The organism is Terriglobia bacterium (genome assembly GCA_020072845.1).
Taxonomy (GTDB): domain Bacteria; phylum Acidobacteriota; class Terriglobia; order Terriglobales; family Acidobacteriaceae; genus JAIQGF01.
The window spans coordinates 132,468-145,449 of record JAIQGF010000001.1 but is presented as its reverse complement, the minus strand read 5'-3'; the positions used below and the strand labels follow the sequence as shown (position 1 = coordinate 145,449).

Annotated in this window: 13 protein-coding genes; 7 read left to right on the top strand and 6 right to left on the bottom strand. The window is 60.7% G+C overall.

Annotated features, from left to right (window positions below; all coding sequences use genetic code 11):
- Window positions 1-149: 149 nt before the first annotated feature.
- From LAN70_00690 to LAN70_00665, 6 genes are all read left to right on the top strand, one after another.
- Entirely contained in the window at window positions 150-1,442 is a 1,293-nt protein-coding gene (locus LAN70_00690) for an ABC transporter permease (protein ID MBZ5509664.1), read from the top strand.
- 150 nt (window positions 1,443-1,592) lie between these two features.
- Window positions 1,593-2,300, top strand: a complete 708-nt coding sequence (locus tag LAN70_00685; protein ID MBZ5509663.1) for an ABC transporter ATP-binding protein — start codon at window positions 1,593-1,595, stop codon at window positions 2,298-2,300.
- A 115-nt stretch (window positions 2,301-2,415) separates the two neighbouring features.
- On the top strand, window positions 2,416-4,860 hold the full coding sequence (locus LAN70_00680) for an ATP-dependent Clp protease ATP-binding subunit (GenBank protein MBZ5509662.1): 2,445 nt from the start codon (window positions 2,416-2,418) through the stop codon (window positions 4,858-4,860).
- A 121-nt stretch (window positions 4,861-4,981) separates the two neighbouring features.
- The gene (locus tag LAN70_00675) at window positions 4,982-5,872 is read left to right on the top strand and encodes a hypothetical protein (protein ID MBZ5509661.1); all 891 of its coding nucleotides are present in this window, start codon (window positions 4,982-4,984) and stop codon (window positions 5,870-5,872) included.
- Window positions 5,853-6,149, top strand: coding sequence for a hypothetical protein (locus LAN70_00670; GenBank protein ID MBZ5509660.1), 297 nt, complete (start codon window positions 5,853-5,855; stop codon window positions 6,147-6,149). Before LAN70_00675 ends, LAN70_00670 begins: the two co-directional genes overlap by 20 nt.
- 16 nt (window positions 6,150-6,165) lie before the next feature.
- Complete coding sequence (locus LAN70_00665; GenBank protein MBZ5509659.1) at window positions 6,166-6,609, top strand: PIN domain-containing protein; 444 nt, start codon at window positions 6,166-6,168, stop codon at window positions 6,607-6,609.
- A gap of 200 nt (window positions 6,610-6,809) precedes the next feature.
- Here the strand turns inward: LAN70_00665 and LAN70_00660 are convergent, their stop codons facing one another.
- Window positions 6,810-7,085, bottom strand: coding sequence for a glutaredoxin family protein (locus tag LAN70_00660; GenBank protein MBZ5509658.1), 276 nt, complete (start codon window positions 7,083-7,085; stop codon window positions 6,810-6,812).
- Between the two features lie 198 nt (window positions 7,086-7,283).
- Window positions 7,284-7,751, bottom strand: coding sequence for a MarR family winged helix-turn-helix transcriptional regulator (locus LAN70_00655; GenBank protein MBZ5509657.1), 468 nt, complete (start codon window positions 7,749-7,751; stop codon window positions 7,284-7,286).
- A gap of 297 nt (window positions 7,752-8,048) precedes the next feature.
- Here LAN70_00655 and purB point away from each other — a divergent pair, with 297 nt between their 5' ends.
- Window positions 8,049-9,383 (top strand): adenylosuccinate lyase, encoded by a 1,335-nt coding sequence (purB, locus tag LAN70_00650; GenBank protein ID MBZ5509656.1) that lies wholly within the window; start codon window positions 8,049-8,051, stop codon window positions 9,381-9,383.
- A 137-nt stretch (window positions 9,384-9,520) separates the two neighbouring features.
- On the opposite strand, the gene LAN70_00645 is transcribed toward purB, so the two are convergent.
- The 4 genes from LAN70_00645 to LAN70_00630 form a co-directional block, all read right to left on the bottom strand.
- Window positions 9,521-10,099 carry a GNAT family N-acetyltransferase gene (locus LAN70_00645; GenBank protein MBZ5509655.1) on the bottom strand — a complete coding sequence of 193 codons (579 nt, stop codon included), beginning with the start codon at window positions 10,097-10,099 and terminating at the stop codon, window positions 9,521-9,523.
- 117 nt (window positions 10,100-10,216) lie between these two features.
- Entirely contained in the window at window positions 10,217-11,326 is a 1,110-nt protein-coding gene (ychF, locus tag LAN70_00640; protein MBZ5509654.1) for a redox-regulated ATPase YchF, read from the bottom strand.
- A 96-nt stretch (window positions 11,327-11,422) separates the two neighbouring features.
- Window positions 11,423-11,947, bottom strand: coding sequence for a DUF4149 domain-containing protein (locus LAN70_00635; GenBank protein ID MBZ5509653.1), 525 nt, complete (start codon window positions 11,945-11,947; stop codon window positions 11,423-11,425).
- Window positions 11,948-12,010: 63 nt separating this feature from the next.
- Complete coding sequence (locus LAN70_00630) at window positions 12,011-12,970, bottom strand: MoxR family ATPase (GenBank protein MBZ5509652.1); 960 nt, start codon at window positions 12,968-12,970, stop codon at window positions 12,011-12,013.
- Between the last annotated feature and the right edge of the window lie 12 nt (window positions 12,971-12,982).

Sequence of the window (12,982 nt, the reverse complement as noted above, 5' to 3'; positions counted from 1 at the left end):
CGAGCTGCTTGGGAAGACCGATTGACTGATAGACCGATCGACTGACAGACTGTTTTCGCTCGCATGTCCTTCGAACTTGAGGCGCATAGCGGGCGTGAGCGAAGCGGGAGCCCGCTGCCGAAATCCCGAGCGCAGCGAGGGATCTACCCATGAGATTCGAACTGTTCATCGCGTCGCGCTACCTGCGTGCCAAGCGCCGGCAAGCCGTGATCGGCATCATCACTGCCATCTCGATTGCCGGTGTCACCGCCGGGGTCGCCTCGCTGATTATCGCTCTCGCCATCAACAACGGCTTCCGCCAGGACCTGCAAAACCGGCTGCTCGGCTCGACCTCGCACGTGCAACTGCTGCGCGTGGAAAGCGACGGCATCCGCAACTGGCAGCCGCTGTTGTCGCGGCTGAGCCAGCAGCCGCACGTCGCCGCCGCCTCGCCCGCGATTTACGAGCAGGTGCTGGTATCGCGCGGCGCGAGGGCCAAGGGCGCGATCCTGAAAGGAATCCTGCCGGAGTACGAGCGCAAGGTCAGCGACATGCTGAAGAACGTGACCGTGGGCTCGGCGGCGGCGCTGGAGCCGAACGCGCTCGAGGGTGAGCGCGCTCCATCACCGTCGCCGGATTCGCTGGCGGCAGTGCAGCAGCGCGTGGCCGCCATGCCGCCCGTAATTCTCGGCAAGGAAATGGCCGACGACCTCGGGGCCACCGTTGGCTCGGTGGTCATGGTCATCAGCCCGCAAGGCGAGCTTACGCCCTTCGGACTGGTGCCCAAGTACGCGCGCTTCAAGGTAACCGGGATCTTCAACTCGGGTTTCTTCGACTACGACAGCTCGTGGGCATTCATCCGTCTCGCCGACGCGCAGCAACTGTTTGGTCTCGGTGATCTGGTATCGGTGATCGAATTCAAGATCGACGACATTTACCAAGCGGGGCAGGTGGGCACAGAACTGCAGCGTGCCGCCGGTCCGGGATTCATGGCCACCAACTGGATGGAACAGAACCGCGCGCTCTTTCGTGCGCTGCGTCTGGAGCGCGTCGTCACCTTTATTACGATTGGACTGATTGTGTTCGTCGCCGCGCTCAATATCCTGATCTCGCTCATCATGATGGTCATGGAGAAGACCCGTGACATTGCGGTGCTGATGTCCATGGGGGCGAAGAAGCGCCAGGTGCGGCGTGTGTTCATTGCGCAGGGGGTGCTGGTAGGAATCGTCGGCACCGCGCTCGGGCTGGTGGCCGGCTATGCGCTCTCCTGGGCGGGCGGGCATTACCACTTTATATCCCTCTCACCCGAGGTGTATTCGATTGATTACGTCCCCTTCGCCCCGCGCCTGGTGGATGGGATTTGGGTGGCCGTGGTGGCCATCGGTGTCTCTTTTGTCGCAACTATTTATCCCTCGTGGTCGGCGTCGAGCATTCTGCCCGCCGAAGCGCTGCGCTATGAGTGACAGTGACGCAGAGTGGATCACCAAGGTAATAGGGTTGTGTACAACTTAGGCTTCCATCCCGTGTCATGATAGGCAAAGCGCAGGCCGGATGTGGGTTTTGCCGAGTGTGAGCCGGGGATTGTTGCACCGTGGGAGAAAGATCTGCATCCAATGGAAAAGACCGAGATTCTGCGGGTGGAAAACCTGAAGAAGGTCTTTCGCTCGGGCAGGTCCGATCTGGTGCTCTTTGACAACTTGTCCTTCCGGGTGCACACGGGAGAGATGGTAGCCATTGTGGGACAATCGGGTGCGGGGAAATCCACACTTCTGCACATCCTCGGAGCGCTTGATAGCGCTTCCGAAGGTGACGTATACTGCGCCCAAGTAAAGCTGCAATCGCTGACCGACGAGGCGGCAGCCGAGTTTCGCAACCGCGAGATTGGATTTGTCTGGCAGTTTCATTATTTGCTGCCGGAATTCACCGCAACGGAGAACGTGGCCATGCCCCTCATGATCCGGGGCCAGGCACGGACCCAGGCGGAATCGGAGGCCGCGCGGTGGCTGCGCGAAGTGGGGTTGGAGGATCGCGCGCACCATCGTTCCGGCGAGCTTTCCGGGGGCGAGCAGCAACGCGTTGCATTAGCCCGGGCTCTGGTGACGAGGCCGCAATTGCTGTTGGCAGACGAACCAACCGGCGATCTGGATAACCGGACTGCTGAGGCGGTATTTGAATTGATCGCCAGGTTACATCACGACTACCAGCTAACTTCTTTCCTTGCCACCCATAACTTTGCGTTTGCGCGCCGTTGCAGCCGCGTCCTGCGGTTGGAGAATGGGCGGCTGGAGGAAGTTTCTCCGGGGTCGTTGCCAATGGCATAAGGATTGCTAGAGTCAAGGGGACGGGTTCCGCTTCCGTGTCCGACGCCGAACCGGGCGTCGCCGTCGTAGGCGGTGGATGGGGTGAGAGGGTCCTAGGTTATGGGGAGAATAACCAATGTTTGAACGGTACACGGAAAAAGCCAGGCGCGTCATCTTCTTCGCCCGCTACGAGGCCAGCCAGTTCGGTTCTCCTTACATCGAAACCGAACACCTGCTGCTGGGCCTGCTGCGCGAAGACAAGGCCCTGACCAATCGTTTCCTGCGCTCGCACGCCTCGGTCGAGTCGATCCGGAAACAGATTGAAGGCCACACCACCATCCGGGAAAAGGTTTCGACCTCGGTGGACCTGCCGCTCTCCAACGAGTGCAAGCGCGTGCTGGCGTATGCGGCGGAGGAAGCCGAGCGCCTGTCGCACAAGCACATCGGCACCGAGCACCTGCTGTTGGGCCTGTTGCGCGAAGAAAAGTGTTTTGCCGCCGAAATCCTGCACGAGCGCGGCCTGCGCCTCTCCACCATCCGCGAGGAGCTGGCGCGCAGCACGCAGGAAAAAGCCACGCCGCAGCGCAATCGCGAATCGTCGCTGCTCAGCGAGTTCTCCCGCGACCTCACCCAGGCCGCCATGGACAACCAGCTCGACCCGCTGGTCGGACGCGAGCAGGAGCTGGAGCGCGTGGTCCAGATTCTCTGCCGCCGCACCAAGAACAATCCCGTCCTGATCGGCGAACCCGGCGTGGGCAAGACCGCCATCGTCGAGGGACTGGCGCAGCGCATTGCCGACGGGGAAGTTCCGTCGTTCCTTTCCGATAAGCGCATCCTGGGGCTCGACCTGTCGCTGATCGTGGCCGGCACCAAGTACCGCGGCCAGTTCGAAGAGCGCCTCAAGACGATCATGAAGGAACTGATGGAGTCGCAGAACGCCATCATCTTTATTGACGAGCTGCACACGCTGGTGGGCGCGGGATCGGCGGAAGGCTCGCTGGACGCCGCCAACATCCTGAAGCCGGCGCTGTCGCGCGGCGAAATCCAGTGCATCGGCGCCACCACTCCCGGCGAGTACCGCAAGTCCATCGAGAAGGACCGCTCGCTGGAGCGCCGCTTCCAGTCGGTCAAGGTTCCGCCTCCCACCGAGGAAGACGCGGTCAAGATTCTCAACGGTATTAAAGATCGTTACGAGAAATTCCACGCGGTCAGCTACACCGACGAGGCCGTGGGCTTCGCTGTGTCGCACTCCAACCGCTATATTCCCGACCGCTTCCTGCCCGACAAGGCGATTGACCTGATTGACGAGGCGGGCGCGCGCGTGAAGCTGCGCCAGACCTCGCTGCCCGACGAGATCACCGAAGTGCAGAAGCGGATCAAGTTCATCGTCCACCGCATGGAGAACGCCATCGCGAACCACGAGTTCGAGAAGGCGCGCTTCTACTCGGACGAGGAGCGCAAGGAGCGCGAGAACCTGCGCGCCCTGCGCGAGAAATACCATCTCGACGAGTCCTCCACCGGCGTGGTCGGCCGCGAGGACATCGAGGACGTCGTCTCCCGCTGGACCGGCGTGCCCATCACTTCCATCAAGGAAGAGGAATCGCAGAAGCTGCTGCGCATCGAAGACGAGCTGCACAAGCGCGTCATCTCGCAGGAAAAGGCGATCTCGGCGCTGGCCCGCGCCATCCGCCGCAGCCGTGCCGGACTGAAATCTCCCAACCGGCCTATCGGCTCCTTCCTGTTCCTGGGCCCGACGGGCGTGGGCAAGACCGAAGTCGCGCGCACCTTGGCGCAGTTTATGTTCGGCAGCGAGAAGTCGCTGGTCCGCTTCGACATGTCGGAATTCATGGAGAAGCACTCGGTCAGCAAGCTGATCGGTTCGCCTCCGGGATACGTCGGTTACGAAGAAGGCGGCCAGTTGACCGAGCGCGTCAAGCGCGCCCCCTACTCGGTCGTCCTGCTGGACGAAATCGAGAAGGCGCACCCGGATGTCTTCAACATCCTGCTGCAGGTATTTGAAGACGGCCAGTTGACCGACGGTTTGGGCAACACCGTGGACTTCAAGAACGCAATCATCATCATGACCTCCAACATCGGCGCCCGCCACCTGCAGAAGCGCAAGGGGCTGGGCTTCGAGGCCGCCAGCGAGGACGCGGTCTCGAAGACCGTCGAGGACATGGTGCGCAACGAAGTCAAGCGTACCTTCAACCCCGAGTTCCTGAACCGTCTCGACGAGGTCATCCTGTTCAGCTCGCTCAGCGAGCAAGACCTGATCGCCATCGTGGAACTGATGGTCACCCAGTTGAACCAGAACCTGGCGCAGAAGTCGATTACCGTGACCGTGAACGAGGAAGCGCGCAAGTGGATCCTGGACAAGACGCTGGTGGACCGCAGCTACGGCGCGCGTCCCCTGCGCCGGGCTCTGCAGAAGTACATCGAGGACCCGCTCAGCGAAGCGCTCATCCAGGGCGCCATCAACGTGCGCCCGGCGTTTCTGGAGGTTTACCTCGACGGCGACCGCCTCTTCTACCGCCAGGTCGGCGAAGAGAAGCAGGAAGGCGTGCTGCTGTATAGCAATTAGCTGTTAGCCATCACGTATGAACAGGTAACCGGAGATGCTGTGTGGAGATTGGGTCAATCTCGGCGTTAGCGCAGAGGCAAGCGCAAACATGCTGTAACGAGAGACCGCCCAAGGTCATTAAATGAGTGTAGCGGTCCTAATCGGCGTTCACGATGGCGTAGTGCTAGCAGCAGATAGCGCGTCAACTTTGACTGTCCCTGTGCCGCCGGGCGTTGTGCTCCCGCCGGGACAGCAGGGCGTCGTCGGCAATGTGTATGACAATGCAAATAAAATTTTCAACTTGGTGAAGGGTCAACCTATCGGGTGCATTACTTTCGGTAACGGTAATATCGGAAACGCATCAATAGGTACATTGATAAAGGACCTAAGAAAGAGGCTGACCGATACACCAGCAGAGATGGAATTCAATGCCAAGAAGTACACCATGGAGGGGGTCGCAAAGATTCTGGCGAAGTTCTTGGGGGATGAGTGCGAAAAATTGCGGCAACCCGCAAAGCTCAACACGAACATGGGATTTCTCTTGGGCGGCTATTCCGTGCCTGGGGATCTCGGCGAGTCATGGTCAGTAGAAATACAGAAGGGAATTCCACAACCCCCCAAGAAATTGAGGGCGAATCATGAAGTAGGGCTGAGTTGGGGCGGTGTGACCGAGGTGTTGCAGCGTATTATTCTCGGTTTCAGCCCGCAGCTCTTTCAAGCCCTAGGGGCGGTCACTCAGCCGCCGCAGGATCCCGCGATTCTTGCAAGCCAGCTTGGACCGTTGTTGGCAGCACAACTGCAAGCACCTCTGGTCTTTCCTCCAATGCCGATTCAGGACGTCATTGATCTTGCCCGGTTCTTGGTACATGCGGCAATCATGTTCTCGCGTTTCTCGCCGGGACCGAATGTCGTTGGTGGTCCTATTGAGATCGCTGCAATCACGAAACACGAGAATTTCAAGTGGATTAGCCGGAAACACTACTATGACCAACCCTTGAACAAGGAGCCGATTCATGTTGTTGTTGATAAATGAGAAAAAAGTCGCAAAATTGCTGAAATCCAGCAGCGGTGGATATGCAGTATTTACTGCGGATGATGTGCCAACGGTAATCGAGAATTACAATTACAGGCCTATGTATCCTGCGACGTCCGAAGCTTCTGGAACTATCTACACTGCTCCTGCGGTTGCCACTGAGACAAGGGAGCATTTAGCGTCGGTGCGCCGCAAGATTGAGGAATCAGGTGCCCCACTGAAAAGCTTTGATGAGTTGGAAAAGGAAATTGACGAAATGAGGGGCAGGAGCCGCTAGGTTAGGATGCGCATCGGTGACTCTCACCTATGTAGATTCAGGCGTGCTGATCTTCGCGGCCAAGGGAACAACTGAGGCAGCCGCGTTAGCCTTGCCCTTCCTCCAAGACCCCGCCCGTGAATTCGTTACCAGTGAATATGTTCGGCTTGAAGTGCTTCCTAAACCTATCTGCTTCCGCAATGAGGTCGAAGTCGAGTTCTACAATACCTTCTTTCGTTTGAATACTCGCACAATACCTACGAGCGTGGCACTCTTAGAACTTGCCATGGAAGAGGCTTGCAGAACAGGTCTCAGCGCACTTGATGCGATCCATATCGCGTGCGCAGTATTTAGCGGTGCCGAAGAGATAGTCACGTCGGAAAAAGTCACCAAGCCCATGCATCGCACCCGTTTGGTAAGGGTAGTGTCGATATTCCCCGCTGCACAGCAAAACGCAGTTCCACCGGAGCAACCAGCATGAACATCGAGACCAAGTGCCAAGGCAACGGTTTGAGAAGTTCGATTCTGTGATGAAGGCGCTCGTCGCTGTTCCAAAGGCAGAAATCGCTGAGAAGCCGAAAAAGGCAAAGCGCCGCAAGAAGAAACAAAAGAAAAACTAAGCTACTGCGCAGGCCTGCGTTCGCCGGGCGTCTTGCTGAGTCCGATATATCCTTGCCCTATTCAGTCGTTGGCGGCGGCAGGATCGTCGCTGATACCGAGCAGTTTGCTCATCTCTTCGTAGAGGAAGCCTTCGCCCGGGCGATAGGGCTCGACCCAGACGCCGTTGATGACAAACTGCGGGATGGCACGCTTGCCGGTGCGGGCGAGAATCTCCTGCGCTGCGCCGGGCGTCTCCTCGATATCAACCTCTTTGTAGGGAACGTGGTGCTTGGCGAGAAATCGTTTGGCAATGCGGCAGTCCGGGCACCAACTGGACGAGTAAACAATAAGTTCCATTTCGCTCTGCGAGTCCTCACATCCGGGGAATACGGGGAACCCCACTCTACTGCTTGGATGATCCAGAGCCGGATTGGACGCGAAAAAACAGCCTGCGACATGTTCGGTGGCGCTGCTGCTTCGCGCGGAAGCGTTGTCAGGATTGCGCGGGGGTGTTCGGGCGGTCCTTGGGTTCGGTCATCCTGAAAACGATTTACCTCAACTGCGGCTTGCCTTGCTCCTGCCGGATCGCGACCCGTTGTTTGTCTGGGTTTCGCGGATCAATTTTTTCAGCGAGACAACCAGGTCGGGCGCCATCTCGCGGTATTCCGCCCAGTGGCGCAGCGCAATCTCCTCGACGATTTTATCGCCTCGCGGCGTGAGTTCCAGCAAGACCTCGCGGCGGTCCGAGTCGCTGCGGCGGCGCTTGATCAACCCGCGGCGCGCCAGCCGGTCCACAAGCTCCACGGTACTGTGATGCTGAATCTGCAGGCGCTCGGCGAGCTCACCGACACGCGGGCGGACGTCGGCGGCCATGCCCTTGAGTGCCAGCATGAGCTGATACTGCTGCGGCTCCAGACCTCCGGCGCGTGCCGTGTCTTCGCTGAAACGCAGGAAGCGGCGAATCTGGTAACGAAATTCCGCCATCAGCTTGTAGTTGGGATGCAGGATGCCGCGCGGGCTCATCAGATCACCTCTCCCGGAAGGTCTTGGCCGCCATGGAACGTGCAATGGTGTGGTACGAGCTTGGTGCGATAGTTACCCAGCGCACCGCCCCCGGCCTGCCGCAAAGCCGGAGAATCTTAGCGCAAGTCGCGGGAAATTCAATCCTGTTACGATGTATTTTCCCCTACCACCTTTGTGCACTGGCGCAGCCGTAACCGGGCGCCCCCGGCGGCCGGAAGACGCCGAGCTAGGTGGCGGGGCCTGCTGCATTTAGAATAACGGGTTCGGCTATTCGCGAAGTTCGCGACAGGAGGGTCCTTGATCGCCCGCTATACGCGCCCGGAGATAGGCCGCATCTGGAGCGAGGAGAACAAGTTTCGCCAGTGGCTGGCGGTGGAGATTGCCGCCACCGAGACACTGGCAGAAGCGGGCCTGGTACCCCGCCAGGCGGCGAAGGTGATCCGGCAGAAAGCGGACTTCGACCTGGCGCGCATTCACCAGATCGAGGCCGAGGTGAAGCACGATGTCATCGCCTTTACCACGGCGGTGGCGGAGAAGATCGGCCCGGAGTCGCGCTGGCTGCATTACGGCCTGACCTCCAACGACGTGGTGGACACGGCGCAGGCGCTGCAGGTGAAGGCGGCGTCGGCGATCCTCCTGGACAACATGACGCGGCTGCGCGACGTGTTGCGCCGGCGCGCCTTCGAATTCCAGCACACGCCGATGGTGGGACGGACGCATGGCATGCACGCCGAACCCATTACCTTTGGCCTGAAGCTGGCCAACTGGTACGCCGAAATCGTCCGCGGCCTTGCCCGGTTTGAGCGTGCAGCGGAGGAGATGCGCGTCGGGAAGTTCTCCGGCGCGGTGGGCAACTTCGCCCATCTCGATCCGGAGTTGGAAGAGAAAATCTGCGCCCGGCTGGGGCTGGAGGCGGCGGCGATTTCCTCGCAGGTGATCCAGCGCGACCGCCACGCCAATTACCTGGCAACGCTGGCGGTGGTTGCCTCTTCGCTGGACAAGATCGCGGTGGAAATCCGCCACCTGCAGCGCACCGAGGTGCGTGAGGCCGAGGAGTTCTTCAGCGAAAAGCAGAAGGGTTCGTCGGCCATGCCGCACAAGCGCAATCCCGTGAACTTCGAGCAGATCAGCGGGCTGGCGCGCGTGGTGCGGTCGAACGCGCAGGCGGCGCTGGAAAACGTGGCGCTGTGGCACGAGCGCGACATTTCACACTCTTCGGTGGAACGCATCATCCTGCCCGATTCCACCATCCTTGCCGACTACATGCTGGCGAAGATGGCGGACCTGGTCGAAACCCTGGTGGTGTACCCCGAACGGATGCGGCAAAACCTGGAGAGTTCGGGCGGGCTGGTGTTCAGCGGACAGCTCCTGCTCGACCTGGTGGAGGGTGGCACGCTGACGCGCGAGGATGCGTACCGCATCGTGCAGCGGAACGCGATGAAGGCGTGGCAGGATGGCGCGAATTTCCGCGAACTGATCGCAGCCGAGCTGGAGATTACGTCGCGCATTTCGCGCCAACAGATCGAGCGCGCCTTCGACCTGAAGCGGCAGTTAAGGAATGTGGACAAAATTTTCGCGCGCGTGTTCGGGGAAAAGCAAACCAAGTCGCAGAGGACGCAGAGGAAGACATAGGTAGAAGTGCATTTCGACGACTGAGTGCGGTCGGGCTGGTAGGGGTCCCCTCGGCTTCGCTCGGGGCAAGCTCTTCTACTCGGGCGTGCGCCCCTTCGACTGCGCTCAGGGCAGGCTCTCGCTCAGGATGACAGACCTTAGGTTCTCGTGGTAGCCCAGTCCTCGCGCAGGATGGCATACATGCGGGCATCGCGCGGCCGGCCGTGCAGGATGATGTTCTGCCGCAGCACGCCTTCCAGCTTCATTCCGACCTTTTCCATCACGCGCCAGGAGCCGGTGTTCTCGACATCGCAACGCGCTTCGATGCGGTTGAGGTGCAGGGTGTTGAATCCGTAATCGAGCATGGCGCGCACGGTCTCGGTCATCAGGCCCTGGCCCCAGTATTTGCGGGCGAGCGCGTAGCCGATCTCGCCGCGCGCGTTCATCGCGCTGACCTCGTGGAATGCGCAACCGCCAATGATGACGCCGTCGCCGAGGTGCTGGATGCCCCAGCAGGGCGAAAGCCCGTCCGCATATCCCTGCAGCGTGCGCTGGAGAAACTCGCGCGTATCATCGATGGTGCGGTGCGGCTCCCAGAAGACGAACGGTGTCATCTGCGGATCGGAAGCATAGGCAAAGATGTCGTCAGCATCTTCCATGCGCAGGCGGCGCAGGAGCAGGCGCGGCGTGCGCAGATCGGGAAAGTTGCGGATAGCGTCCTGCAGCGCCGCTTGCATGGGCGCAGCTTAACACGTCAAATCAGAACCTAAGTACCTGGAGTACCTGAGACTGACTGGGTCGGCCAGATCATCACAATGGAATCACTCAGGTACTTAGGTACTCAGGTACCGCTTTTACCCGCTGTGTCGGATGTGCATGACGTCGCCGTCCTTGACGATGTAGTCCTTGCCTTCCAGGCGCAGAGTTCCGTGCGCGCGGGCGTTGGCTTCCGAGCCGGCTTCGAGAAGATGGTCCCAGCGGATGACCTCGGCGCGGATGAAGTGGTGCTCCAGGTCGGTGTGGATGACGCCGGCTGCGTTGACCGCCCTGGTGCCGTTCTCGATCGTCCAGGCGCGGCACTCGTCCTCGCCGACGGTGAAGAAAGAAATCAGGCCGAGCAGTTCGTAGGTTTTGCGGATCAGGCGGGTGAGGCCGCTCTCGTTCATGCCGTAGCTGGAGAGGAACTCGGCGGCATCGGCGTCGGACATCTCGGCGAGCTCGGCTTCGACTTTCCCGGCGATCGCGGTGGCGCCGGTTCTGGGGCGAGCGGTGACTTCCTGCAGGCCAAATTTCTCGACGACCTGCCCCAGTTCGCGGCCGAGTTCCGGGCTCTCGCCGATGTTGAGCACGTGGAGAATGGGCTTTTCGCTCAGGAACATGAAGCCGCGGATGCGCTTCTTGTCTTCCGGCGTCATCTCCATTTCGCGCAGCGGGCGCTCCTGTTCGAGGAAGGCCGTACAGCGCCGGAGAAGATCGAATTCTTTTTCCAGCTCGGGCGTTTTCTGCTTCTTCAAATCTTTTTGCAGGCGCTCCAGGCGTTTCTCCACCTGGCCGAGGTCGCTGACCATGAGGTCGAAATCAACGTTTTGAATGTCGCGCAGCGGGTTGATTTCGCCGACGTGGGCGATGGAGGGATCGTCGAACGCGCGGACCACGTGCGCGATGGCGTCCACCTGGCGGATATTGGCGACGATGGCGTCGCTCAGGCCGGCGCCGGCCTTGGCCTCCGCGTGCGAGGCGTGCGCCGGCATGGCGGCAACGTCCACGTACTCGACCGAGGCGTGCAACAGCTTGCGCGGGTTGTACAGCGCGGCGAGGCGGTCGAGGCGGTCGTCGGGGACCCTGGCGACGCCCACGTGCGCTTCCCGCGGATTGACGTGCTGCGGCGAGAGCTGCGCCTTGGTCAGGATCTTGAACAGCGATGTCTTGCCTACCTGAGGCAGGCCGATGATTCCTGTTTTCATAGTGGTCAGTGGCTGGTGGTCAGTGGCCAGCGAGTCGCGCGACAGGCGGATTCGTGGCCTCCTGCAAAACTAATGATGATACCAACTGCGCGGGATTTAGGCGCGGGTGGAGAGCGAGCGCGCGCTCAGGGAATTCATTACGGGAATGGCCCAGTTACGCGCAATGAGGTACAGAGTCGCCAGGCCGAGCAGGAGGACGATGACCTCCAGTCCGGTAGACCATTGGTGGAGGTGGTTGAAGGCGACGCGGCGCGGGTCGGTGACCGGAATTTTGTCAATCTCGCCCATCTCGGCTCGCAGGGCCGCCATCTTCGTGCTGACGCCCATTTGCGAGAACAGGGTGGCCACCACCATGGCGAACACCAGCAGGTTGCGTGCGGCGCTGGCCTGCACGCTGCCCGAGGTATGGTAGGCCGCGAAGGTGGAGCAGATCAGGAAGATGCCGCCGCAGACTATGCCCATCCAGTGCAGCGAGGTAAGAGTGCGGGTCACCACCAGGCCGGAGAGATGACGCGTGGGCAGCACGCTGAACAGTGCGGGCGCAACCACGAAGGAGAAGAAGATGATCCCGCCCACCCAGATCACCATCGAGAGCAACATGAAAAAGCGCAACACGGACATATAAGTGGACCCACTTCTTATTTCTGACTTCTGATTTCTGACTTCTTAATTCTGACTTGATTGCTACACCGGCACCGGGACGCCGTCCACGATCTCGCGCAGGATCTCTTCCCCCTGCTGCGATTTTTTCAAGGTAGACGAATAGCGTCCGCTGACCACGACGCGGTGCGCGAAGACGTGCACCGCCAGCGTCTTGAAGTCGTCCGGGGTGGCGAAGGTGCGGCTGTCGAGGAAGGCCATGCCCTGCGCGGCGCGATAGAGCATGATGCCGCCGCGGGGCGAGACCCCGAGGGAAAGATACGCCGATTCGCGTGTGCGATTCACCATCGCCAAGGCGTACTCCACCAGCGAATCGTCCACGCGGACGCGCGTGACCTCATCCTGGATGCCGATCACGTCGGCGGCGCTCAGCACCGGGCGCACGCTGTCGAGCTGGGCCGCGCCCGCCTCGGAACGCAGGATCTCGCGCTCGCTTTCACCCGAGGGGTAGCCCATGTGCACGCGCATCAGGAAGCGGTCCATCTGCGATTCGGGCAGCGGGTAGGTGCCGTGATGCTCGACCGGGTTCTGGGTGGCCATCACCAGGAAGGGCTGCGGCAGGGAATAGGAGTGGCCGTCCACGGTGACATGCGATTCGTTCATCGCCTCCAGCAGCGCGGACTGGGTTTTGGGCGTGGTGCGGTTGATTTCGTCGGCGAGCAGGACGTTGGTAAACACCGGCCCACGCTTGAATTCGAAGCGCTGTTCGACGGCGGAGTACATGGAGATGCCGAGCACGTCGCTGGGCAGCATGTCGCTGGTGAACTGGATACGCTGAAAGGCGCAGTCCAGGGCGCGCGACAGCGCTTGCGCCAGCGTGGTCTTGCCGACCCCGGGCACGCCTTCGATGAGCAGGTGGCCGCGTGCAAACAGCGTCACCAGGGCGAGACGGATGACCTCGTCCTGGCCGCGGATGATGGTGCGCAGCGCCGCCTGCAACGCGGCCGCGCGGGCCGCCGGGCTTTGGATGGTGTGGGGAGACATTGCCAGCGATTG

Bases quoted from the DNA above. Each gene is read 5' to 3' on its own strand.
- LAN70_00645 (MBZ5509655.1), bottom strand. From the start codon at position 10,099: ATGCAAGCGGCGCTGCAGGACGCTATCCGCAACTTTCCCGATCTGCGC.
- LAN70_00660 (MBZ5509658.1), bottom strand. From the start codon at position 7,085: ATGGAACTTATTGTTTACTCGTCCAGTTGGTGCCCGGACTGCCGCATT.
- LAN70_00675 (MBZ5509661.1), top strand. From the start codon at position 4,982: ATGAGTGTAGCGGTCCTAATCGGCGTTCACGATGGCGTAGTGCTAGCA.
- LAN70_00680 (MBZ5509662.1), top strand. From the start codon at position 2,416: ATGTTTGAACGGTACACGGAAAAAGCCAGGCGCGTCATCTTCTTCGCC.
- LAN70_00685 (MBZ5509663.1), top strand. From the start codon at position 1,593: ATGGAAAAGACCGAGATTCTGCGGGTGGAAAACCTGAAGAAGGTCTTT.
- ychF (MBZ5509654.1), bottom strand. From the start codon at position 11,326: ATGAAAACAGGAATCATCGGCCTGCCTCAGGTAGGCAAGACATCGCTG.
- LAN70_00630 (MBZ5509652.1), bottom strand. From the start codon at position 12,970: ATGTCTCCCCACACCATCCAAAGCCCGGCGGCCCGCGCGGCCGCGTTG.
- LAN70_00655 (MBZ5509657.1), bottom strand. From the start codon at position 7,751: ATGAGCCCGCGCGGCATCCTGCATCCCAACTACAAGCTGATGGCGGAA.
- LAN70_00635 (MBZ5509653.1), bottom strand. From the start codon at position 11,947: ATGTCCGTGTTGCGCTTTTTCATGTTGCTCTCGATGGTGATCTGGGTG.
- LAN70_00670 (MBZ5509660.1), top strand. From the start codon at position 5,853: ATGTTGTTGTTGATAAATGAGAAAAAAGTCGCAAAATTGCTGAAATCC.
- LAN70_00690 (MBZ5509664.1), top strand. From the start codon at position 150: ATGAGATTCGAACTGTTCATCGCGTCGCGCTACCTGCGTGCCAAGCGC.